17 protein-coding genes are annotated in these 23,828 nt (G+C 70.3%); 10 read left to right on the top strand and 7 right to left on the bottom strand.

Annotated elements, in window-relative coordinates:
* Positions 1–249 precede the first annotated feature (249 nt).
* The 3 genes from OG393_RS00500 to OG393_RS00490 all read right to left on the bottom strand — a co-directional run bounded on the left by OG393_RS00500 (position 250) and on the right by OG393_RS00490 (position 2,856).
* A complete protein-coding gene (locus OG393_RS00500) occupies positions 250–642 on the bottom strand; it encodes an ATP-binding protein (RefSeq protein ID WP_327372484.1) in 393 nt (130 codons plus the stop codon).
* Between the two features lie 317 nt (positions 643–959).
* Positions 960–1,862 (bottom strand): LysR family transcriptional regulator, encoded by a 903-nt coding sequence (locus OG393_RS00495; protein WP_327372483.1) that lies wholly within the window; start codon positions 1,860–1,862, stop codon positions 960–962.
* Positions 1,863–1,923: 61 nt separating this feature from the next.
* Complete coding sequence (locus OG393_RS00490; RefSeq protein WP_327372482.1) at positions 1,924–2,856, bottom strand: helix-turn-helix transcriptional regulator; 933 nt, start codon at positions 2,854–2,856, stop codon at positions 1,924–1,926.
* 144 nt (positions 2,857–3,000) lie between these two features.
* On the opposite strand from OG393_RS00490, the gene OG393_RS00485 reads away from it, so the two are divergent.
* On the top strand, positions 3,001–3,618 hold the full coding sequence (locus tag OG393_RS00485) for a YbhB/YbcL family Raf kinase inhibitor-like protein (protein ID WP_327372481.1): 618 nt from the start codon (positions 3,001–3,003) through the stop codon (positions 3,616–3,618).
* 6 nt (positions 3,619–3,624) lie between these two features.
* On the opposite strand, the gene OG393_RS00480 is transcribed toward OG393_RS00485, so the two are convergent.
* The 3 genes from OG393_RS00480 to OG393_RS00470 all read right to left on the bottom strand — a co-directional run bounded on the left by OG393_RS00480 (position 3,625) and on the right by OG393_RS00470 (position 8,977).
* Positions 3,625–3,762: a hypothetical protein gene (locus OG393_RS00480; RefSeq protein ID WP_327372480.1), complete on the bottom strand. Its 138-nt coding sequence runs from the start codon at positions 3,760–3,762 to the stop codon at positions 3,625–3,627.
* A gap of 100 nt (positions 3,763–3,862) precedes the next feature.
* Positions 3,863–4,609 (bottom strand): RICIN domain-containing protein, encoded by a 747-nt coding sequence (locus OG393_RS00475; protein ID WP_327372479.1) that lies wholly within the window; start codon positions 4,607–4,609, stop codon positions 3,863–3,865.
* Between the two features lie 1,044 nt (positions 4,610–5,653).
* Entirely contained in the window at positions 5,654–8,977 is a 3,324-nt protein-coding gene (locus tag OG393_RS00470) for a right-handed parallel beta-helix repeat-containing protein (RefSeq protein WP_327372478.1), read from the bottom strand.
* 177 nt (positions 8,978–9,154) lie between these two features.
* Between OG393_RS00470 and OG393_RS00465 the strand changes: the two genes are divergently transcribed.
* Positions 9,155–10,351, top strand: a complete 1,197-nt coding sequence (locus tag OG393_RS00465) for a S8 family serine peptidase (RefSeq protein ID WP_327372477.1) — start codon at positions 9,155–9,157, stop codon at positions 10,349–10,351.
* Between the two features lie 403 nt (positions 10,352–10,754).
* Here OG393_RS00465 and eccCa read toward each other — a convergent pair whose 3' ends face one another.
* Positions 10,755–14,714 carry a type VII secretion protein EccCa gene (gene eccCa, locus OG393_RS00460; RefSeq protein ID WP_327378268.1) on the bottom strand — a complete coding sequence of 1,320 codons (3,960 nt, stop codon included), beginning with the start codon at positions 14,712–14,714 and terminating at the stop codon, positions 10,755–10,757.
* Positions 14,715–14,914: 200 nt separating this feature from the next.
* Between eccCa and eccD the strand changes: the two genes are divergently transcribed.
* The 8 genes from eccD to OG393_RS00420 all read left to right on the top strand — a co-directional run bounded on the left by eccD (position 14,915) and on the right by OG393_RS00420 (position 23,816).
* Positions 14,915–16,315, top strand: a complete 1,401-nt coding sequence (eccD, locus tag OG393_RS00455) for a type VII secretion integral membrane protein EccD (protein WP_327372476.1) — start codon at positions 14,915–14,917, stop codon at positions 16,313–16,315.
* An 11-nt stretch (positions 16,316–16,326) separates the two neighbouring features.
* On the top strand, positions 16,327–17,868 hold the full coding sequence (gene eccB / locus OG393_RS00450; protein WP_327372475.1) for a type VII secretion protein EccB: 1,542 nt from the start codon (positions 16,327–16,329) through the stop codon (positions 17,866–17,868).
* 277 nt (positions 17,869–18,145) lie between these two features.
* Complete coding sequence (locus OG393_RS00445) at positions 18,146–18,421, top strand: hypothetical protein (RefSeq protein ID WP_442817388.1); 276 nt, start codon at positions 18,146–18,148, stop codon at positions 18,419–18,421.
* 79 nt (positions 18,422–18,500) lie between these two features.
* Positions 18,501–18,821 carry a WXG100 family type VII secretion target gene (locus OG393_RS00440; protein ID WP_327372473.1) on the top strand — a complete coding sequence of 107 codons (321 nt, stop codon included), beginning with the start codon at positions 18,501–18,503 and terminating at the stop codon, positions 18,819–18,821.
* Positions 18,822–18,922: 101 nt separating this feature from the next.
* A complete protein-coding gene (locus OG393_RS00435; protein ID WP_327372472.1) occupies positions 18,923–19,387 on the top strand; it encodes a type VII secretion system-associated protein in 465 nt (154 codons plus the stop codon).
* Between the two features lie 94 nt (positions 19,388–19,481).
* On the top strand, positions 19,482–22,949 hold the full coding sequence (locus OG393_RS00430) for an AAWKG family protein (RefSeq protein ID WP_327372471.1): 3,468 nt from the start codon (positions 19,482–19,484) through the stop codon (positions 22,947–22,949).
* Positions 22,950–22,980: 31 nt separating this feature from the next.
* Positions 22,981–23,457 carry a YbaB/EbfC family nucleoid-associated protein gene (locus OG393_RS00425; protein ID WP_327372470.1) on the top strand — a complete coding sequence of 159 codons (477 nt, stop codon included), beginning with the start codon at positions 22,981–22,983 and terminating at the stop codon, positions 23,455–23,457.
* Positions 23,454–23,816, top strand: coding sequence for a hypothetical protein (locus OG393_RS00420; protein WP_327372469.1), 363 nt, complete (start codon positions 23,454–23,456; stop codon positions 23,814–23,816). Before OG393_RS00425 ends, OG393_RS00420 begins: the two co-directional genes overlap by 4 nt.
* Positions 23,817–23,828: the final 12 nt, after the last annotated feature.

Genomic DNA, 23,828 nt, shown 5'->3' with positions numbered 1-23,828 from the left:
CCGGTGACGTGGGCGGCGGCCGGGTCGTGCGCCGCTGGTCCGGTCTTTGATCCTCACCCTGACCGGTGTCTCGACGCCGCCGGGCCGGGTGAGGCGGTGGCGGGCGAGGTCCTTCCGTTGGGGGGCGACGGCGTCTTCGAGGTCGAGAACGACGGCCTCCGCACCGCGGCTGTCCCCGCGGGGGTAGCGATAGGGTCGGTCGGCCCGGAGTGCACAGCCACGAGCGGGCGTGACGGGGAGCGAGGGGCATCACAGGACCCCGCCCGGAGTGGGAGCGGTGAGGCACAGATCGGCCCGCACCGTACGCCCTTCTTCGGACACCGACGTCTCGACGCGGTCGGCAAGGTGACCGACGATGGCCAGCCCCCAGCCGCCTTCTCCGGCCGACCGGGCCGTGGGGGCGGAGCTGGTCGGCCGGGCTGTGGGGAGCCTGCCGGAGTCGCGTACGTCGATGCGGAGATTCTGATTCCGCAGGGACAGGCATACGGCGAGCTCCATACCGCCGTGCCGAGCTGCGTTGGCGCCTAGTTCGCCGATGATCAGGAGGGCCGACTCGCGGTCGGAGGCGGCCACACCCCAGGAGGTCAGGAGGGACGAGGTGAACTGCCGCACCTCGCGGACCATGCTCTTCTCGGCCGCCACGAAGACCGCTCCCCGCCGGTGTGCAAGGGACCATGGCTTCGGTGCCGGGACTGTTTCGGCTGTAACGGGCGTGGAAGCCGGGTCCCGTCTCGGGTTCCGGATTCCCCACGGCTCCACAGCCACGGTGGTGGTAGGAGTGTTCATGGAACAATGCTCGGCCCCGGGATTCGCCCTGTGAAATGACGCTTATCCGGCGACCTGATGCGCGGTGAGCATCTTCCCAGGTCACCGGGGCGAAGCTGCACGGTGTACCGGCATGAGGACGGACCTCCGCCGTGCCACACCACATCGGACGCCGCGCGCTGATCCACCGGGGATTACAGGACGTCCTTGGGGGACGGCTGGGCGGTGGAACGCAGATACTCGTAGAACCGCGTCACGACCGCGGCACGCGGGCCCCCGGCCGGCGCGATCACGCCGATCGTCCGGAACGCCCTCGGATCCGCCAGGGGTACGGAGACGGTGCGTGCCGGGCGGGCGGACGCGTCACCGGTGGCGGGCGCCACGGCCACACCGAGCCCTGAGGACACCAGTGAGCGGAGGGTACTGAGCTCGGTGCACTCCATGACGATCCGCGGAGTGAACCCTGCCGCCTGGCACAACCGGTCCGCGACCTGGCGCAGGCCGAACTCCGGCCGCAGCGCCAGGAACTCCTCGGCGGCCAGTTCGGCCATCCGTACCCGGTGCCGGGAGGCCAGCCGGTGGCCCAACGGCACGAGAAGAGACAGCGGCTCTTCCTGAAGCGGGGTCCAGCGCAGCGTGTCGTCGGCGGGGCGGGGACTGGTGACCCCGAGGTCCAGCCGGCCGCGTCGCACCTCGTCGACGACGGAGTCGGCGGCGCTCCCGCGCAGCTCGAACGTGGTCGCCGGTGCGATGGCGTGATACCCGGCGAGCAGCCCGGGGATCAGCCAGGTCCCGTAGGAGTGGAGGAAGCCGAGGGCGATGGTCCCGGTGTCGGGATCGATCAGCGTGGCGATGCGTTGTTCGGCACGGTCGATCTCGCTGATGGCACGGACGGCATGCGCCCGGAACACCTCGCCGTACTTGTTGAGGTGCAGCCGGTTCTGCTGGCGGTCGAACAACGCCACACCCACTCGTTTCTCCAGGCGGGCGAGGGCACGGGAAAGGGTGGGCTGGGCAATGGTGAGGCGTTCGGCGGCAGAGGTCACGTGCTCGGACTCGGCAAGTGCCACGAACCACTGCAACTCGCGGATCTCCATGGAACCACCTTATGGGGAGGAGGCGATCGCGCGGCGGTGGCGGACCGGGGCGGGAGGGACGTCACCCGCTGCGGGGAGCCGACTCGGGTCGTGCGCCACCGCCGGGCACCTCGAGGTGCCGGTGCTGGGCGGGCAGGGCATGCAGACCGGGGCCGCCCAGGGCTCCTGCGCGATCGACCATCAGCACGCGCAGACACTTCTCGGCCGCCGTGTCGGCCGGGGTCAGGACGATCAGGCTCTGTCCGGCTCCGTCCAGGGTGGCCAAGGTGTCGTAGTGGACGGTCAGCTCGCCGACCGAGGGGTGGCTGATCCGTTTGGTGCCGTGGGCCCGCTCACCGATCGTGTGGTCGTCCCACCACACCGCGAACTCCGGGCTCGCCGAACGTAGTTCTCTGATCACCTCGAGCAACCGCGGTTCGTCGGGGTGGCGTGCGAACGTGGCGCGGAGATTGCCCACCGCCTCCTGTGCCACCCGGGCCCAGTCCCGCTGCATCTCCCGCATATGGGACGGCAGGAAGAGCATGCGAGCGACGTTGTCCGCGTCGCCTGAGCCGAAGTCCTCGCCGAACAAGGCCGCGGCGGCGCTGTTGTGGGCCAGGACGTCGAACCTGAAGTCGACGAGATAGGCCGGCAGGAGCGGCATTCCGTCCATCATGACGCGCAGGGACTTGTTCACGGGCAGGCTCACAGGGCGGGATACCGGCGCTTCCCCCCGGGCGATCAGGTGCAGATGCCGGTGTTCGACGGGCGACAGCCTCAGCGCGCGGGCGAGAGCGTCGAGCACCGCAGCGCCGGGAGCGCTCGCCCGTCCCTGCTCCAGCCGCACATACCACTCGACGCTGACGGCCGCCAGCTGGGCGACCTCCTGGCGCCGCAGTCCCGGCGTCCGGCGACGCTCCCGGTCCGGCAGCCCGACATCCTCCGGCCTCAGCCGCGCCCGCATAGCCCGCAGGAACTGCGCCAACTCCTCGTTGCGTCCCGCTCGACGATTCACCACGCCTCCATCATCGCCCCGCGCCGTACCTTCGCGTCCAGAGCGGAAAGGGGTACGGCGCCTACCAGCATCGCAAGGGCCTTCCCTCCCCTCTGTCCGGATCCCGAACATCGATTCGCCCACCCTCGAATCTCAGGAGATCAGATGAACAAGTCCCTGCGCACCGGCGTGGCCGCGGCCGTCACCGCGCCCACCGCCGTGACCGCATGCGAGAGCGCCGCGGCGAAGGCGGCCCCGGTCGATCAGGCGGGATTCGGCTACACCGAGATACGCAAGGGAGTACCCGACTCCGCAGCGCGCTTCACCGTGGCCAGCCCGGACCTGCGCGACGGCGAGGCATTCCCGGCCGACTTCTGGGCCGACGCCTTCGGCTGCACCGGCGGCAACCGGCAGATCAGGCTGTCATGGAGCGGCGCACCGCAGGCCACCCGTAGCTACGCGATCACCATGTTCGACCCCGACGCTCCCACCGGATCCGGATTCTGGCACTGGCTCGTCTGGGACATCCCCACCACTCACACCAGTCTGGACGGCGCGCTGCCGACCGGCGCGGTCGCAGGCACCGGCGACTCCGGCAAGGCCGGCTACCTCGGGCCCTGCCCGCCGGGCGGCGACCTCACCCACCACTACGACATCACGGTGTACGCGCTGGACGTGCCCACGCTGGACCTGCCCGCGTCGACGCCGCCGACCGTCGCCTCGTTCACGATGTCCGGTCACGTCATCGGCCACGCCCGGATCACAGGGACAGCTCGACGCTGACTTCGGTCAGCGACGGGAGGCGCCCTCGAAGGCGACGTGCCGGGCTGATCCCCCCCGCGGCGGCGTCCGTGTAAGTACGTCGGGTGCCAGCCCGGCCAGCTGTGCTTCCTTCACGGCCTCAGCCGAGACGATCACGTCGGTCATCAGGTGTCACTTCCTTTTCGAAGATGCACCGTTGACCGTTCAGACCCGCGTGAGGACCTCACCAGCCCCACTGAACCGCGGGAACGAGCTTGGCGGAGCCTCAGTGGTCGATCCACTGGTACCACTTCTGGTTTTCGGCGCCGTCGCACGGCCACACGATGACCGGGGTGCCCTCCGTCTTCCCGAGGTTGTAGACGACCACGCACTTCGAGCTGGACTGCGAGACCAGGTCGTGGGTCGTCTTGTTCAGATAGAACTGCTGCCCTCGGCTGCCGTTGCACGGGGCTATCTCTATCGCCGCCCCGCTGGCCGACGAAGCCGAAGTCATGCACAGCCCCTTGGCACGGACGGTGCCGTCCGAGCGGAGATCCCAGCGCTGTTCGTCCCGGTCGTTGCACTTCGCGATTCGCAGTTGGCTGCCGGCGGAGGACGGGTTCAGACACAATCCGGCACCCCCTGCGATCAGGAAGTAGCCGGTCTTCGACGAGTTCTTGCCGTTCCCCTCGTCGCTCTTGGGAGGAGAGCTGGCCGGCGGCGACTTCTTGGGCGTGGTCTTGGGCTTGCTGCTGGGCTCGGCCGACTTGGCGTCCCCGGCGCCCTTGCTCGGGGACGCCTTCGTCGCCGGCTTGGAAGCGGAGACGGACGGCGAGGCCGCGCCCTTCGCCGGCCGGGCCTTGGGGGTGTAGTCGCCCGGAGCGGACGGGAGTGCCGCCCCGAGCACGGTGTCGTCGGCAGGCCCTGCGGCAGCGGTGTTCTTCGCCGAGGGGGCGTCGCGGTCGTCCTTGGCCAGGACCACCAGGGGGACGGTGACCAGGAGTGCGCCGACGATCACCGCGGCCGCGAGCATCGGCTTCTTGGGACGTCCGGGCTCGGTTCCCGCCGCTGCGGTACCGGAGGACGGGCCTCCCGAGGAGCCGGAGAGTGCCTGAGCCTCGGCGCCTTCGGCGGCGGGCCCGGAGACGAGACCTGACGCAGCGTCAGAGTCTGGTCCGGAAGTCGGGTCCGACCCCGGAACGGGCGTGGATTCCGTAGCGGCGGCTCGGCCGGAAGCGTTGCCCGATCCGGTCCGGCGGGTACCGCCCGACGCCGCAGCCCGCCGGGACGGGCCGGTTCCCGCGCTCCCCGCTGTCTCCTCGGCGGCCTCGTCCGTCCCCGTGTCCCCCCGGCCGGTCTCCCTGGGGGAAGCCTCTTCTGTCGCGCCGGCACTGTCACCTGAAGGCCCCCGCCTGCCGGCGGGGGTGAGTTCCGCTCCCGCCTCGCAGGCGACTGCGGGCAAGGCGACCGCCTGGCGCACCTTGGGTGCGCCGGGACCGGTCGCCTGGGACGATGCGGCAGCCGGTTGGGCTCCGTTGTTCTGAGGTGGCATCCGTACTCCGTTGTCGGCTTGTGGGGGATGCGTACGCGGTGCTCAGCGGCTCAGGTGACGGGAACCCGGGAGGAACCACCGATGTCGAGGTGCGCAACCGATTCGCCGTCGGCTCTCCCCTCCGGCGAACGCGTAGGCCGAAGCGTAGCCAACGAGGGATCAGATCGAGACCGGTGGGTGGGAACCGACCGGTGTCACGTGCGGGCGCCGGGCCTTGACCCCGGAGTTTGGACACGTCTATGTGGCTCGGGCCAGGGTAGTTGATGTCGATGGGAAGGTGTTCTCGTCAGCGATCGAGGAGGCCGGATCTCGGGAAGGTCGGCGGCGACGCAGTGCTGCACATCGACCGCGCTCACAGCCTTTCTGCTTTTGCCAACAAGGACCGCATCGGCGAGGGCGGTGTACGCCACCCCCTTTCCTCGCCGGGGCCCGCGAGGAAGGGGCGGGCTCAGTGCCCGGGGAAGTGCCGCCGGGAGAAGCCGGACGCCACCTGCTTGAGCCTTGAACCCGCCTCCGACGGCTGTCTCAGCGCGCCGTCCCGACGGGGCCGTCCGACGGCAGGTCCTCGGGGAGCAGCAGCCGCAGGTCGTCCAGGCCGGGCGCCGGTATCGCGCCGACACGCCTGGCCTGCAGGGTCATCATGGACTCCACCAGCCGCCGCCCGGTACGGGCGTTGCCGAAGGCGCGGTCGCGCGGGATGGCGGCCACGTACCGGCCCAGCGCCCCGACGGTCTCCGGTGGGCAGTCGTAGCCGGAGTCAGCGGCCTGTGCCGTGATGATCCCGACCAGTTCCTCGGTCGAGTAGTTCTCGAACTCCACGGTGCGGGTGAACCGCGAGGACAGGCCCGGGTTGGAGTCCAGGAACCGGTGCATCTCGGCGGTGTACCCGGCGGCGATCACCACGATCTCGTCGCGGTGGTCCTCCATGAGCTTCAGCAAGGTCTCCACCGCCTCCCGGCCGAAGTCGGACGTCGACCCCTCGGGAGTGAGGGTGTACGCCTCGTCGATGAACAGCACACCGCCCAAAGCCCGTTCGAAGACCTCCTTGGTGATCTGCGCGGTGTGACCGACGTACCGGCCCACGAGGTCCGCGCGGGCGACCTCCACGAGCTGCCCCTTGGGCAGGACCCCCAGGGAGTGCAGCAGCTCGGCGTAGAGGCGGGCGACGGTCGTCTTGCCGGTGCCGGGTGGGCCGGAGAAGATCAGGTGCTGGCTGATCCTCGGGGTGGGAAGTCCGGCCGCCTGCCGCTGCCGCATGGTCGCCAGCAGGTTCACCAGATCGGTCACCTCCCGCTTGACGGCCCCGAGGCCGACCATGGCGTCCAGCTTCGCGAGCAGCTCATCGGAACTCCCCGCCGCCTGGGCCGCGTCGCCGGGCTCGACGCCGACGTCCGCGGGCAGCAGCAGCGAAAGGTCGGCCTCGGCCGGGTCCACCATCGAGCCGAGCCGGAACGCCTGCCGGTCCACCATCTCCTCGAACACCCGGCGCGCGGCGCGGCCGTTGCCGAAGGTGGCGCCCCGCTCCATCCGCCCGTAGTGCTCGGCGAGGGCGTCCAGAGTGCGCGGGTCCAGCTCGTAACGGTGTGCTTCGCACATCCGCTGGGTGATCGTGACGAGTTCTTCCGCTGTGTAGTTGGCGAACTCGATGGTGCGGGTGAAGCGGGAGGCCAGGCCGGGGTTGGAGTTGAGGAAGGCGGACATCTCGCCGGTGTAACCCGCGGCGATCACCACCACCTCCTCGCGGTGGTCCTCCATCAGCTTCAGCAGGGTGTCGATCGCCTCGCGGCCGAAGTCGGCGCCGCCGCCCTTGCCGTCCGACAGCAGCGTGTACGCCTCGTCCAGGAACAGCACACCGCCCAGCGCCTCGTTGAACGCCTCCGTCGTCTTGATCGCCGTGCCGCCGATGACCTGGGCGACGAGGTCGGCCCGGGAGACCTCGACCAGGTGCCCTGAGCCCAGCACACCCAACTCGGCGAGGATGCCGCCGTAGAGCCGGGCGACGGTCGTCTTGCCGGTGCCGGGTGGACCGGAGAAGACCAGATGGCGACTCATCGGCGGCACCGGCATGCCGAGCCGGGCGCGGCGCTGCGCCAGTTGGTTGAGGTTGACCAGAGTGCGGACCTGGTGCTTCACATCGGACAGGCCGATCAGCGAGTCCAGCTCCTCAAGCGGTCCCGACGGTGCGGCCTTCGCGGACCCGCCTCGGCCACCCGGCTCGCCCGCCGGTACGACGCCGGTGACGTCCGCTCCCCATACGTCAGGAGCGCCGTTGTCCCCACTGGTCAGGTCCTCCACCGTCAACCGGTCGCTGCCGCGGGTCTGCTTCAGCCCCGCGCCCTGGTTCTCCCGCACGGTGCAGCCCGCCGCGGTGACCTGCTCGGCGGTGTCGATCCGGACGCCGTCGCCGAGACTGCTCGTGATCACACAGGCGTTGAGGCTCAGCCGGGCCCCGTCCACCGCCATCACACCGTGGGCCCCCGAGCCGGTCACCTCGGTGCGCAGCACCGACAGTTCGCCCCCCTTGTCCACGGCGATGCCGGAGGCGCCCGAGGCGTGCACCCGGCAGTCGCGGACGGTGCCCAGCCCCTCCGCGCCGATCCGGATCCCGGCGTCGGCCGCGCCGAGCACGGTGGTGTCCCGCAGGTGCGGATTGCCACCGCCGGACACCCGGACGCCGACCGCGCCGGCGTTCTCGATCTCGCAGTGCTCCAGCCGCCCGCGACCGTCGTCCGCGACCTCCACACCGTGCCCAACGGACTTGGTGACCCGGGCACGGCGGAGCAGCGGGTTTCCGCCGCCGCGGATCAGGATGCCGACACCGGCCGGGTCGACTATCTCCAGCCGGTCGAATTCGGCGGCCGACTCCTCGTCCAGCAGGACGGCGCCCGTCCGGTCCGCGCAGTCGCGGACCGTGGTGTCGGTCAGAGTCGGGGTGCTGGAGCCGATCACCCGGATCGCCGCTCCGCCCGAGGTGTCGAACGCGCACTCACGGAAGGTGCCGCGTGAGCGCTCCGTGACGGCCAGTCCGTTGCCCTTGGTACGCGACGTGCGGCAGCGCAGCACCTCCACGTCGGCCCCCGACGCCAGCACGAAACCGGGACCGGCCGTGTCACTGACCGTCACCTGCTCCAGCACCGGACGCGAGCTGCTGGTGACGTACACACCGACCGCCGCGTCGTGCACCCGCACGCGCCGCACCCGGGTACTGCTGTCGCCCTCCAGGGCGATGGCGGGCTTCCCGGTGCCGGAGATGTCGCAGTCCTCGACGACTCCCTGGGCCTCGCCGTTGGCGAGCACGCCGTTGCCGCGGGCGCCGCGGATACGGCACTCCCGCACCGAGGTGCGGCCGTTCGCACTGATCACGACACCGGTGGTGGCCAGGTTCTCGATCACGCAGTCGGAGATCACGCTGCCGGTGTCGGTGGTGTCCACGATGCCGGCCCCGTCCGGGTTGCTGACCCGGCAGCCCCGCATAGCCAGCGAGCCCGACTCCCGGGCCAGCAAGGCGGTCCAGCCGGCGCCGGCGATGGTGCAGCCGTCCATGGCGACCTGCCCGCGCGCCGCGTCGACCACCGGCACGTCCTCGGAACCACCGCGCAAGGTGAGGTCGGTGAGCATGACCGCGTCGGCGACCAGCACGACGGCGCTGCCGCGGCGCGGGCATATCTCGACACTGCCGGGTTCGCCCTCGGCGACGATGGTCACCCGGGTCCGGATGGTCAGGTTCTCCGGGTAGCGGCCGGGCCGTACCCTGACGACCGCGCCGCTGCGCGCCTGAGCCAGCGCCTCACCGATGGTCCGGAAACTTCCCGGCTGCTCCGGGCAGACCATGAGCAACTGCCGTGACAAGCTTGATCCTCCTGGCTCCGGCGCCACTGTTCGGCCCTGTGGGACGTCGGGACGCGTACCGGTGCAGGCTACGTGAGCGAGACCGTCATCTTCCAGGCGGGACAGCGCACTTCCCGTGGAACGTCGCGCACCGGGTGCTCGTCGTAACGCTCGGGCGATCACCATAGGATGCCCGCCATGCGACGAGACCCCACCTCCGCACGCGCGGCTGCGGCCGTCCTGATGGCCACTCTCCCCCTGCTCCTGGCCGGGTCCGGACCTGCGCTTGCCGACTCCGATCCGGTGGAACTTCCCGTTGCGCGTGCGGAGTTGAGGGCGAATGAGTCATGCGCGGCGGCGTCCGAACGCCCCGCCGAGCGCGAACCCTGGACCATTCGCGCCCTCGGCCTGTCCCGTGCCTGGCAGCAGTCCCAGGGCGCCGGGGTGACCGTGGCGGTGGTGGACACCGGCGTCGGCACCTCGATTCCGGCCTTGGCCGGCCGAGTGGAGACGGTGGGCAGCGCGGACGACGACTGCGTCGGGCACGGCAGCTTCGCCGCCGGGCTCATCGCCGCGGCACGGACCAAGGGAGTGGGCCCAGCGGGTGTGGCGCCGGCGGCACGGATCCTCGCGGTGCGGGGCACCGAGGAGCGCGGCACGACCACCCCGGATCTGCTCGCCGACGGCATAAGGAAGGCCGCGGACCAGGGCGCCAAGGTGATCTACGTCGCCCGGGCGCTGCCCACCGGCAGGGAGGAGCTGACCACCGCGGTCGCCTACGCGACCAGACGTGACGCCCTGGTGGTGGCCCCGTTCGCCCCGGACACGGTGCCGCAGGACAAGGCAGAACAGGGCAAGGAAGAAAAGGGGAAGGCCGCGCCTCTCTGGTACTGGCCCGCCGCGGTGCCGGACGTGCTCTCGGTGATGGACTACGGCGCCGGTGGCGACCGCCCCGCCGGCGCGCCGATGGCCCTCTCCGCGGACCTCGCCGCCCCCGGCATCGGGGTGGTCGGGAACGGGCCGAAGGGCAGCGGCCACTACCTGGGTTCCGGCTCTTCCTTCGCCGCCGCTCATGTGGCGGGGGCCGCGGCCCTCGTCCGGGCGCGTCATCCCGAGCTGAGCGCGGCCGAAGTGACGCGCCGCCTGCTGGGCACCGCGTATCCGGCGTCGCCCCCGCGCCTGGACGTCTACGGCGCGCTCACGGCCGTCCTCACCGACGCCGCCGGCACGGTGCCGAAGCAGCCCCCCGCCGGCCTGCCCGAGTCGCCCTCCCCGGCCCCTCGGCACCGTGCCGTGCTGGTCGCCTCGGCGGCCGGTGGGCTGGTGCTGCTGGTGGCGGTCGCGGCCGTGGTGATCCCCCTCGGCCGAGCCCGCCGGTGGCGGCCGGCGGACTGACCCGCGCCGGTGGCACCGTGGGCGCCGGGAGCTTCCGATCGCCCCGCCCGCGCCCGCCACGGGCGGAGCCGCTCCGGAACCCTCGGCGGCGCCAGCGGTCAACCTGGCTGCCGATGGAGACCGTAGAGCCCCGGACGGACGGGGTCCCGGCAGGCTTTGCCGGGTCCTGTGGGGGTGAGGAGCGCGGCAACGTGGGTTGTTCCGCGACCCCCTGACTCCGCCGGGGCGAGGCCCCATGACGCCGGCGCCGCGCTCGTCCACCGCGGAGTGCGGGACGGCCGGGCAGAGCACACCTACGCCCCGGGAACCCGTGCGGATCCGGCCCGGCCCGGGAGGACCCGGGCCGGATGCTCGCGGGTGCGGTTCCTCAAGGACCAGGGAACCGCACCTTGGGACGGAGCGCTCAGTCCTCCCTGGATCCCAGGAACGCGGTCTGCACCTGGACCGTTCGGCGTCGGGCGATCCGGCTGGCGCGGCCCGGCGGCAGCAGGCGGCCCTTGGCGTTGCCGATGACATAGCCCTCGGACGGCGGGCAGGACATCATCAGCGTGGGTGTGTTGACCTCCTGGAGCCTGCGCATCAGATGGTCGCCCATGGCACGGCTCGCGCCGGAGGCAGCGCGGGCCACCACCATGTGCAGGCCCACCTCCCAGCCGAGCGCCAACTGGTCGAGCAGCGGCTCGAACGGGGCGTTCATCGGCCCTGAGCCGATCATGTCGTAGTCGTCGACGAGGATGAACAGCCGCGGCCCGGACCACCAGTCCGCCGTACGCATCCTGGCAGGGGAGATCTCGGGGCCCGGCACCCTGGTCTTCACCGCCCGTGCCGCCCCGTCGACCAGGTCGCGCAGTGCGTCGATGGAGACGGCGTGGCCCAGCCGGTACTCGTCGGGGATCGCCGCGACCAGCTCACGTCGGTAGTCCACGACCATGATCCGTGCCTCGTCGGGGGAGTACCGCTGCATCACCGCCTGGGCGGTGAGCCGCAGCAGGTTTGTCTTGCCGCTCTCCGTGTCGCCGATCACGACCATGTGCGGGCTCTCGGAGAAGTCGTGCCACACCGTGCCCAGTTCGTCCTCCTCCAGACCCAGCGGGAAGCGGAAGTCTCCTTCTGGTGCGGGCAGTGCGGACACCGGCAGTTCGGTGGGCAGCATCCGCACCCGGGGCGCGACGGGGCCGTGCCAGCTCTCGGCCAGTGCGGACACCAGTCCGGCGACACCCTCGCCGAGGTCGTCGGCCCGCTCGCCGCCGTCGATGCGGGGCAGCGCCGTGAGGTAGTGCAGCTTGCCCTCCCTGGTCATACCGCGTCCCGGGACCCGGGGAACGGTCCCAGCCCGCCGCATGTCGATCTCTGAATCCATCGGATCACCCATCCGCAGCTCCAGATGGGTGCCCGCCTGGTCGCGCACCGCGGAGGGGAGCTCCACCCAGCGGGCGGTGGTGACGATGAGGTGGACACCGTAGTTCAGGCCGCGGGCGGCGATCGCGGTGAAGTTGGAGATCTGCCGGTCGTAGTCCTGGCGGACCGTGGACCAGCCGTCGATCACCAGGAACACGTCTCCGTGCTCGTGGTCGGCGAACTCGCCGGCGGCACGGCGCCGCCGGAAGGTGGCCATGGAGTCGATGCCCTGCTCCAGGAAGAACTTCTCCCGGGCCGCCAGCAGCGTGTTCACCTCGGCGATCGTGCGGCCCACCCGCTCGGAGTCCAGCCGTGCCGCGACCCCGCTCATATGCGGCAGGCCGTCCAGACCGGCCAGGGCGCCACCGCCGAAGTCCAGGCAGTAGAACTGCACTTCCCGCGGGGTGTGGGTGAGGGCCAGGGAGGTGAGGATCGTTCGCACCATGGTGCTCTTGCCGCTCTGCGGACCGCCGGCGATCGCGATGTGCCCGCCGACGCCGGCCAGATCCACGGTCAGCAGGTCGCGCATCTGGTCGAACGGCCGGTCCACGATCCCGATCGGCACCTTCAGCCCGCCCCGGTCCGGCCAGCCCACGGTAGTGAGCCCCAGCTCGGGGTCGGGGGTGAGCGGCGGCAGCACCTGGTCGAGGGTGGCGGGCAGATCCAGCGGCGGCAGCCACACCTGGTGCGCGGGCGGGCCCGCTCCCAGTAGCTTGTCGACGGCGACCGAGAGCAGCGTCTCCACGCTCTCCTCGGCCTCCGGCTCGGGTTCTGGCAGGTCGGGCATGGCGCGCGGTACGACGTAGCCGCTCGTCCACGGCACCGTCTGTCCCGCGGCTCGAGCCTGGTTGGCGCTGCCGCGGCGGTGCCGGTACGGCCCGGAGACATAGGCGGCCCGGAACCGGGTCAGCGCTTCGACCCCGGACTTGAGGAAGCCGCTGCCCGGCGCCGACGGCAGCTCGTAGGCGTCCGGTACGCCGAGGACGCCGCGACTCTCCATCGCGGAGAACGTGCGCAGGCCGATCCGGTAGGAGAGATGGCTCTCCAGCTGGTGCATACGGCCCTCGTCCAGTCGCTGCGAGGCGAGCAGCAGGTGCACACCCAGGCTTCGGCCGAGTCGGCCGATCATCACGAACAGCTCCATGAACTCGCGGTGTGCGGCGAGTAGTTCGCTGAACTCGTCGACCACCACGAACAGGCTGGGCAGCGGCGCCAGCGGGGTGCCGGCGGCGCGCGCCTTCTCGTACTCCAGCGCGGAGGTGTAGTTGCCGGCGGCGCGCAGCAGTTCCTGGCGGCGGATCAGCTCACCGTGCAAGGCGTCCTGCATACGCGACACCAGCGCCGCCTCGTCGGCGAGGTTGGTGATGACGGCCGACACGTGCGGCAACTCGTCCAGTCCGAGGAAGGTGGCACCGCCCTTGAAGTCGACCAGGACGAAGTTGAGAGTCTCCGAGGAGTTCGTCAGGGCCAGTGACAGCACCAGGGTGCGCAGCAGTTCGCTCTTGCCCGAGCCGGTGGCGCCGATCAGCATGCCGTGCGGACCCGTGCCGCCCTGCGCCGACTCCTTGATGTCGAGTTCCACCGGCTGGCCGTCCACACCCACGGCGATGGGCACCCGCAGACGGCTGGGGCCGGTGCTTCGCTGCCACAGGGTCCGCGGGTCGTGCCGGTGCAGGTCCTGAATGCCCAGCAGAGTGGTCAGTTCCACGTCGGTGGCGAGTGGTTCGCTGCTGTCGGTGGCCATGCCCATGCGATAGGGCGCGATCCGCTTGGCGAGCGCGGTCGCGCCGTGCACGCCGAAGACGTCGGGGCGGCCCAGCCGGGTGGACTGCTCCTTGCGGTCGCGGTCGGTGCGCACCAGGGAGAAGTCGTCGCCGTTCACGTCGAAGCGGAGGGTGACCCGGCCGGGCCGCCAGGTCAGGGTGCCGCTGAGGTCCAGGATGACGGTGTTGCGCATCCCGGGGCCGTCCAGACGGTGGCCGCTGGGCACGGTGCCACCGTCGACGACGATCACGGTGAATGGTTCCTCGCGTCCGGGGACGGCGTCCGGGTCGAAGGGCGGGCGCTCCAGGAACTCGGCGCCCAGCAGGTCCTCCAGTTCGTTGAACGCCGACCCGTTCATCCGGGTGGGTCCGGCGCCGTCGCTCTCCTGCGGGTGCAGGTGATGCGGCAGCCACTTGGCCCATTCCCAGTCGGCTCGCCGCTCGTCCGACAGGCACAGGGCGATCCAGAGGTCGTCGGGGGAGTGGAACGCGGCGAGTTGCGCGACGACCGACCGGGCCAGCGCGCGGATGCGGTCCTCGTCGCCGCGAAACAGCACCCGTGCCCAGGCTCGCAGGAAGATCGCGATGGGCTGGTCGGGGACGACGCCGTAGGCGCGGATGAAGCTGCGCAGCGCGTGTGCGGCGAGCGGTTCGAGATCCTCGACCGGGGTGCCCGTCACCGGAGCCAGGCGCAGGCCCAGCTTCTGGTCTCCCACCGCCACCCGCACCTCGCCGAAGTCCTCGTCCTGCGGTCGGCGTTCCCACAGGCGGGTCGACCCGACCACAGACGCCAGCGCCGACGGCTCGGGGTGCCGCCAGGCCAGGGCCCGCTGCTGGTCCACCACCGCCGCCCGCACCTTGCGCCGGGTCTGGGTGAGGTAGCGCAGGTAGTCCCGGCGCTCGCCCCTGAGGCGCTGCTTGCGCTCGCTGTTCCGGCGCATCACCTGACCGAGCATCATGGCCGCCGAGGAGATGATCATCAGGCCGAGGGCGAGGTAGATGAAACTGCTGCCGCCACTGCTCATTCCGGGCCGCATGAACATCAGCATCATCGACACCGACATCAGCGCCATCGGCAGATAGGTCCAGACGGCGGAGGAGTCCGGCACCATCTCAGGGAGCACGGGTGGCTCCTGCAGGGTCAGTTCTCCGTCCGGCATGTCCGGGCCTCGTCTACGGGCCGGTCGACGGAACAGAACCACACTCACCGTACGGTCTCCTTACGGAGCGGCCGTCACACTGACGGAACGCCCTCACGGGTGGGGGACGGGATGTTGTGGGGGCGGGGTCACCCCGAAGAGACGTTTGATACTACGATCCTGCGATCTGACCACCAATCAGCAACCTCCCATCTGCTTGCGTTGACATGCGCCAGCACACCCGGAAGGCGTGAGCCAGACCGATGAGTGACAACCAGGTGGCCGGTCTGTGCCGCCTGACCGTGAGAGCCCCCGCCCGCACGATCGACCTCGCCGTCCCCGCCGACGTGCCGGTCGCCGACCTGCTGCCCGCCGTGCTCGGCTACGCCGGGGACGACCTGGAGGAGACCGGCATCGACCACGGCGGCTGGGTGCTGCAGCGCCTGGGCGGCGAGCCGTTGGACGAGGAACGCACCCTCGACTCCTTCGAACTGCGCGACGGCGAGACGGTCTATCTGCGACCCCGCGTCGACGCGCTTCCCGAAGTGCACCTGGACGACCTGGTCGACGGCATCTCCACCGCATTGCGCGACCGTCCGTACGGATGGACCGCGGCGGCGGGCCGTGTGCTGCTGCGCGGCGTCGCCGTGACCGTGCTCGCGGTCGGCCTGGTGGTGCTCGCCCTGCCCGGCGGCTCGGGCACCACCCGTGCGGTGTGCGCCGCCGCCGCCGCGCTGCTGCTGCTCGCGGGAGCCGCCGCCGCCAGCCGGGCCGTCGGCGACGGCGGGGCCGGCGCGGCCCTGGGGCTGATGGCCGTCCCCTATCTCGCCCTCGCCGGTTGGCTGCTGCCCGGCGGTGACCTCTCCGGACCGCACGGCCAGGAGATGCTCGGCTCCCGGACGCTCGCCGCGACCGCCGCCGGCGCGGGCGGAGCGGTGCTCGCGCTCGCCGCGGTGGCCGCGTACGCCGCCGTGTTCCTCGCGCCCGCCGTGGTCGCCGCCTTCGGCGCGCTGGCCGCCATCGTGATGCTGGCCGCCGGCCTCACCGTGGACGAGGTCGCCGGTGTCACCGCGCTGGCCGCCGTGCTCCTCGGGGCCTTCGTGCCCTCGCTCTCCTTCCGCATGGCAGGGCTGCGCATGCCTCCGCTGCCGACGAACGCCCAGCAGCTCCAGGAAGGCATCGACCCGCATCCCACCGCGGTCGTCGCCACCCGCTCGGTGCTGGCGGACGGCTGGATGAGCTCGCTGTACGGAGCGGTCGGTGTGGTCTGCGCCGGCTGCCTCACCGTCATGGCCCGTGAATCAGGTCTGGCGGAGGTCTTCGCATCGCTGGCGCTGGCGCTGTTGCTGCTGCTGCACGCCAGGGGGCTCGGCAACGTCTGGCAACGCCTGTTTCTGGTGCTGCCCGCGGTCTGGGGCCTGGCACTGCTGGTGTTCTCCCAGGCCCAGGGCGCCGGTTCGACCGGGCGGTTGCTGACCGTGGCCGGGCTGTTCGCCGCCACCGCGGGCATAACCATCGCCTCCTGGACGGTACCCGGCCGCAGGCTGGTGCCGTACTGGGGCCGCGGAGCGGAACTGCTGCACTCGGCGGCGGCGATCGCCCTGCTGCCACTGGTGTTGTGGGTGCTCGGCGTCTACGGGACCCTGCGGTCCCTCAACGGCTGAGGGAGCACACGGTGCAGTCCAAACGCGACCAGGTACAAGCCCACATGTTCGTCATGGGGCGTCTCACCTCGGCCCTGCTCCGCGGCGATCCGGACGCCCCGGAGAGCCCCCAGGGCCGGACCAACAGAGGAGTCGCCGTCGGTGTGGTGATCGCTGTGCTGCTGACGGCGGGCTCCTTCGTGCTGGGCCTGTTCAAGCCGGGTGTCAAGGACTCCTGGAAGGCGGCGGGCACTCTCGTCGTCAACAAGGACACCGGGTCCCGCTACCTCTACCTGGAAGGCCGGCTGCGTCCGGTGCGCAACTACGCGTCGGCGCGCCTGCTCGCCGGTGCCGAGATGAAGGTCGTCCAGGTCGGTTCCCGCTCCCTGGAGGGCGTTCCGCCCGGCGCGCCCGTGGGCATCAGCGGAGCGCCTGACACGCTGCCCGCCGCGGGCGGTCTCGACACGGGCGCCTGGCAGGTCTGCTCCGGTGCGTCGTCCGGAGCGGTGACCACGCTCCTCGCGGTGGGCGCGTCCGCGGACGGCTCCGGTCTCAGCGCCGCTCAGGCGCTGGTGGTGACCGGACCGGACAAGGCGGACTACCTGGTGTGGCGGGGCAGCAGGCTGCGCCTCGACGACACACGGGGTGCTTCGCGGTCCCTCGGTTACGACACCGCCCCCCGGGTGAAGGTGTCGTCGGCGTTCCTCAACTCCCTTCCGGCCGGACCCGACCTGTCCCCGCCGGATGTGCCGGGCCGCGGAGGCAAGGGCCCGGAGTTCGGTGGCCGCAAGACCCGGATCGGCCAGGTCTTCCAGGTCGCGGTGCCCGGCGCGGACACCCGCTACTACCTGCTGCGCGAGGAGGGTCTCGGGCCGCTGACCGCGACGGGCGCGGCGCTGCTCCTCGGCGACCCGAAGACGCGTGAGGAGGCGTACGACAAGCAGGTTCCCAGCGCGGTGGAACTGGGCGCTGACGCGCTGAACGGCGATACCGCCGACGCCCCGGGCACGGATCTCGCGGACCTCCCCCCGGCGCCGCCCAAGGCCGTCGGCCTCGGCGGGGAGCGGACGGCCTGCGCACGGATCGAGGGAGGTGGCGGAACAGGCGCCCGGGTCAGTGTCGCGCTCGTCTCGCTGCCGGAACTCGGACCGGCCGCGCAGCCTGCTCCGGAGGGGCTCACACCGGCCTGTGTGCCCGTCGACCGGATCACCGTCCGCCCCGGCGGCGGCGCGCTGGTGCGGGCGCTGAGCGCCGGCGGGGCCGCCGGCGGCACGGTCTACCTCGTGACCGACAGCGGTATGAAGTACCGGATCGCCACCGACGAGGCTCTGGCAGCGCTCGGATACAGCGCCGGGCAGGCCAGGGGGATCCCCTCGCCGCTGCTCGCGATGCTGCCCACCGGTCCCGACCTCAGCCCGGCGGCGGCCGTGACCGGAGGGAACAGCAGGGCGACGGCCGCTCCCTGCGCGGGGGTGGCGAAGCCCGCTTCACCGGAGGCTGCGACAGGTGGAACGGACAAGCGGGGCGGAGGGGGAGATTCCGCGGCGGTGGACAAGTCTGTGAGCAAGAACTGACCTGTTCTGAGCAAGGAGATCCCTCAAATTGACCTCAAGACAAAAGAAGTTGGCAACGCTGTCATGTAAGTATGGCCGTGTTGCGATTCACCATGTTCGGTCAACTGGCCCCGAGCCGGGCGCAGTTCTCCCCGTCAAGCGGAGCTTCGTATTCCGGGCATGCTTGTAGGCCGGTTCAGTGCGGGGGACCGGACACCATCACCAGGAGGTGCGGTAAGTGGCAGGCTTCCAGCGGTCAGAGGAGCAGGCGACACGGAACGGCATCCAGGCCCTCGAGATGGCCTTCACCGGCGTGCAGAACTGCCGGCAGGACGTCGAGAGCATGAAGTTCAACCTGGCCTCCGGCCTCAAGGGTTCGGACGGCAAGGCGTTTCAGGATCTGCTGAAACTCTGGGACGACCAGGCTGAGGTCATCTCCAAGAACGTGCGGGACATGGTGGACACCCTCAATGAGACGCTCCAGCAGCAGGGCTTGACCCAGGGGTCCAACAACGACTCCATCAACACCGCGTACAACCAGTCCCAGAGCGTCTTCGACGCGCTGAAGGGCTGATCCCGCAGAGCGCGCCGGCACGGGCCGGACTCCCGGCCGTTGCCCCCCTCCCGTACCTGATGCGAGACGAGGCTCCGAGATGAGCGATTTCACCGACGGACACATCTACGTCGACTACCGAAGTATGTCCAACGCGGCGGACGACATGGTGCAGCAGACCAAGGCGATCGCCAGCATCCTGGTCAACCTGGACGCCGAACTCCAGGCACTCAAAGTGTCCTGGGAAGGTGACGACCGCCAGGTCTACGACGCCAAGCAGGCCGCGTGGAACGGCGCTGTCGAGGCGATGAAGAACCTGCTGGAGAACCACTCCAGGCTGCTGACGGACGTGTCCGGTAACTACGACCACAGCGAGAAGAAGCTCACCCAGCTGTGGGAGAGCGTCCGCGTCGGCCGCTGAGCCGGTACACACGAATCCCTTGAGCCGGGCGGCGGCCCGCTGCGACGTACGCGGGCCGCCGCCCGGCGTCCCGGCAGTGACAGCCCCGGCAGGAGAAGGACATGGCGGACGGTACGACGGTCAACCTCGACAAGGCATGGTTGGAGAAATTCCTCAAGGAAGACATTTTCAACTTCCGTGAGGAGCTGAGAAAGATACTTCTCGATGGGGAGTACGACAAAAAGTCGGCACCGAGTCTGCCGAACCTGCTGCCAGGTGGCGACATCCCCGACGATACGCCGTCCGAGGCAGCGCTCCCCCTGACGATCGGCGGCATGGTCAAGGACGCTCGGACGAACGGTGAGGCTCTCGTCGGATCCATCACCGAGGTCATCGGAGCCATTGACGTGATCCTCAAGAACCAGGCGATCCTTTTCGAGGACATCGAGGACAACCTGGGCGCCAGCATCGAGGAGCTGTTCAAGACCCAAGGTGACAACCTCGCCAAGATCGACGGCCAGAAACTGCTGGATGTCTTCGAGGACGTCGACGACTCCCTGGGCGGCGGTGAAAAGAAGGACGACTAGGACGACCTGGTTCCTGCCCTGGTAGCTCAGAGCCCAGCGCTTTTCACTTCCCGCATCCCCGCCTCGTGCCCCCAGCCGTCAACGGAGACCGATCATGGACGAGAAAAACGTCATTCCGCTCACCTCGGACAATGACAGCTGGCGCAAGGCGGTGTCGCTCCTCACCGGGTACAACGCGCCCGCGCGGGACACCCTCTTCGACGAACTCCTCGGTAACGAGAAGATCAAGCAGATGAAGGTGGAGATCACCAAGCTGGACTACGTCGACTACGCCGATCCCAGCGACCTCGACTGGCGTGTCGACAACGCGGGCTTCAACATCCAGAACACCGACTTCGTCATCCCCTTCTACATGCGGGGAGGGTCGAACGGCAACGGCGTCACGATGTACAAGGCCCGCATCACCCTGCTCGGCAGCAAGAACGGCAACAGCGCTCCGGTGGGGGGTGTGGTGGAGGGAGGCGAGTTCAAGAGCCAGTACTCCGAGCACCTCGGCCTCAAAGGTGATGACGCGGTCTGGACGACCGCACCGCTCAGCCAGTACGCCTACGGGACCGGGCGCGCGCTGGAGCGGATGCTCGGCAACGAGAACGGTACCTACGGCTGGTCGTGGAACGGCAAGAACGTCGCCAACGACGCGGCGGTCACCCTCAAGTCCTTCGACACGGCAGCCGCCGCCTTCGATCGGGTCGGCGATTTCTTCTACAGACAGCAGAAGATCGTCGAGGAGTGGCAGCGCCGCGTGGGCACCGATCAGGACGACGCCTGGCGCGGACAGGCCGCCGGCGTCTTCTGGAACCTGATCCACACCATCGACCGCCAGTACACCGGCTACGTCAAGGACATGGGTTTCACCGGCACCCGGTCCAAGCAGGGCAATGAAATACGGGAAGCCAAAGACGCCCTGTCCCACGCCGCCAGGAAACTGCAGACCAGCTGGGCACATTGGGAGGTCGCCATGGGCAACCCGCTGCGCTGGCTCCACGATCTGCTGGTCGAGGTCACCGACCACGTGTGGGAGAAGAACATCAGGCAGATCACCTACAAGGTGAACAGCGTCGGCCGAGGCAACTTCAAGACGACGTACCACCCCACCTCGCTTATGGACGATACGGCGACCCGGTACGGCAAGAACGACAACTTCGGCAGGCTCACCGATCTGAGCACCTGGAAGGCGATAGGGGAGAAGGCCGTCTCGAACTGGCAGGCGTCTGTCATCGAGAACCTGGTGGAACCGGCCAACGCCGCACTCGATGAGATCCACAACAGGTGGAGCTCCACGAACATCGACCTCGGATCGGTCCGCACCCGCGGAGACCACGACCTCACCGGCTCCTACAACGAGGACATGACCGCCAAGGCGGCGGACGACGGCGCGGCGGCCGCCGCGGCCGCTCAGAAGAAGAGCGACGACTTCATGGCGTGGCAGAAGGAAGAAGCGGCGAAGGCGAAGGCGGAGCAGGCGGCCAAGGAGGCGGAGGCTGAGCAGAGGCAGGCCGCCGCGGAGGCGAAGGCGGAGCAGAAGGAGGCCGAGGCGAAGGCGGAGCAGGAGGGCAAGGAGAGGGAGGCGAAGGCGGAGCAGGCGGCCAGGGAAGCGGAGGCTGAGCAGAGGCAGGCCGCCGCGGAGGCGAAGGCGGAGCAGAAGGAGGCCGAGGCGAAGGCGGAGCAGGAGGGCAAGGAGAGGGAGGCGAAGGCGGAGCAGGCGGCCAGGGAAGCGGAGGCTGAGCAGAGGCAGGCCGCCGCGGAGGCGAAGGCGGAGCAGAAGGAGGCCGAGGCGAAGGCGGAGCAGGAAGCCAAGGAGAAGGAGGCCAAGCAGACCCAGGCACGCGCGGAGCAACTGCAGGTAAGCCAGTTCAACCAGTCCCGCGCCGACCAGGAAGCCGCCCGCAAGGCGCAGGAAAAGAAGCAGCAGGAAGCGGAGACGGAGGCGGAGCAGAAGGAGGCCGAGGCGAAGGCGGAGCAGGCGGCCAAGGAGGCGGAGGCTGAGCAGAGGCAGGCCGCCGCGGAGGCGAAGGCGGAGCAGAAGGAGGCCGAGGCGAAGGCGGAGCAGGAGGGCAAGGAGAGGGAGGCGAAGGCGGAGCAGGCGGCCAGGGAAGCGGAGGCTGAGCAGAGGCAGGCCGCCGCGGAGGCGAAGGCGGAGCAGAAGGAGGCCGAGGCGAAGGCGGAGCAGGAGGGCAAGGAGAGGGAGGCGAAGGCGGAGCAGGCGGCCAGGGAAGCGGAGGCTGAGCAGAGGCAGGCCGCCGCGGAGGCGAAGGCGGAGCAGAAGGAGGCCGAGGCGAAGGCGGAGCAGGAGGGCAAGGAGAGGGAGGCGAAGGCGGAGCAGGCGGCCAGGGAAGCGGAGGCTGAGCAGAGGCAGGCCGCCGCGGAGGCGAAGGCGGAGCAGAAGGAGGCCGAGGCGAAGGCGGAGCAGGAAGCCAAGGAGAAGGAGGCGAAGGCGGAGCAGGAGAAAGCCCAGAAGCGGCAGGAGGAAGCCTGGCAACAGGCCCAGGGCAGCACCGAGGGGCTGCTCAACCGGGGCGGTCTCGACCTCCCGGACCGGGGTGTCATCGGATCCGGTGACCTCAACATCGGCGACCTCAACTCGCAGTGGCCCGACAGGGCTACCGCGAACTCCTTCTCCGGCGACGTGCTGACCAACCCGGGCGGTAGCCACACCACCCTCGACGCCCACGACCGACTGGTCACTCAGTTCCCCGACGGCAGCTCCGTACGCATCGACCCCGACCTGCACACGGCGACGGTCACCCACCCCGACGGCACCGTCGAGACCGGCCCGCTCAACGTCGGCGACCTGCTCCCCAACCCCGACGGCAGCGTCACCCATCTCGGCTCCGACGGGAACATCGTCACCGAGTTCCCCGACGGCACGGTCAGCAAGGTCGACCCGCACACCGGCATCGGTACGACCACCCTCCCGGACGGCACCGTCTCCTCGGGCGACCTCAACGGCTCATCGGGCGGACTGCCGACCGCACCCGGCTTCCACTCCGGTGGCAGCTCGCTCGGCTCGCTCCCCGGCGCCTCGTCGGGCTACGACCACGGCTCCTACGAGGAGGAGCTGTACGACGAGTCCACCTATGAGTCGCCGTACGCCACCTCAGGAGCGCCCCGTGCCGCGGCGTCCGCGGGCGACGGCGGCACCCCGCTGAACACCGGCTCGCTGCCCGGCGGCCTCGGCATGAGCGGCATGGGCGGTGCGGGCGGCATGGGAGGCATGCCGATGGGCGGTATGGGGGGCATGGGCGGTGCGGGCGGCGGAAACCAGGCACAGTCCGAGCGGGTCCGCAACGTCATCGACGACGGGCAGCCGCTGAACAGCCGCGGCGGACGCCGCGGCCCCGGAGTCCGACCCGTCCAGGACGAGAACAACGTACGGGTGTCCGCACCCCGCGCGTCCAGCACCACCGGCTCCAGCCCCTTCCTCCCCATGGGTGGCTCCGGCGCCCCCGGCGGCCAACCGCAGACACAGAGCGGTGACCGCGCCCGTGAGGTATGGGCGGAGGAGGAAGACGACGTATGGGGCACCGACGAGGGCGGCGCCCCCGCCGTCATCGGCCGATGAGCACCGCAGCGCAGCCGAGGAGCAACCACTCGTGACAGAACCGATCGAGCAGCGCATCGCCAAGGCGATGGCCGAACTGGAGTCCGTGCAGGCGGCCGTGGCGCAGGCCGAGGAGCGGCTGGCCGGCGCCTCAGCGACTGTCCGCTCCCGGGACCGGGCCGTCGAGGTGACGGTCGGCGCCGGTGGCGAGCTGACCGGACTGAAGTTCCTGGACAACAAGTACCGTTCGATGAACGCCAGCCAACTCGCCCAGTCCGTGATGGAGGCGGTGGGGCGGGGCCGCGCCCGGATGGCCCGGGAGGTGATGGACACCTTCGGGCCGCTGACCGCGCCCAGCACCGACCTTCCGGAACTGCGCGGAGTCGACGTCGACTGGGACCGCATCTTCGGGTCCGCGTTCAGCGGCGAAGCCGGCGGCGGACACGGCAGCCGCGGCAGGAACCGGCTGCGCGACGAGATCCACGAGGACGGCGACGACACGCACAACCGAGGAAGGGGCCGGGCATGAGCGGCGTGTACGAGGCGAACACCCAGGCGCTGAGGGCGAGCATCGCGCGGATGAAGCGGTTGCCCGAGCTCGCCCGCAAGCTGGGCGAGGACTTCGACAGCAACGAACGCAACTTCACGGAATGGCCCGGCTGGACGGACGACTTCGCCGAGAAGGTCCGCCCGGTCTACGACCGCAACAACGAGTACTGCATGGGCACCAGCAGGACTCTGTTCGACGCGCTCGACGGCCTGGTTTCCGCGACTCTCTCGAACCTGGAGGGCATCGAGAAGAACGCCGCAGACTCCACGGAGCAGATTCGCGAGCACCAGAGGCGGACCGAAGAGGCCATCGACGGCCACACCGGCGGGCGCCGCTGACGCGAGGAGGTG

It is taken from the genome of Streptomyces sp. NBC_01216 (genome assembly GCF_035994945.1).
Lineage (GTDB): Bacteria > Actinomycetota > Actinomycetes > Streptomycetales > Streptomycetaceae > Streptomyces.
This window is presented reverse-complemented; position numbering and strand designations above follow the sequence as displayed.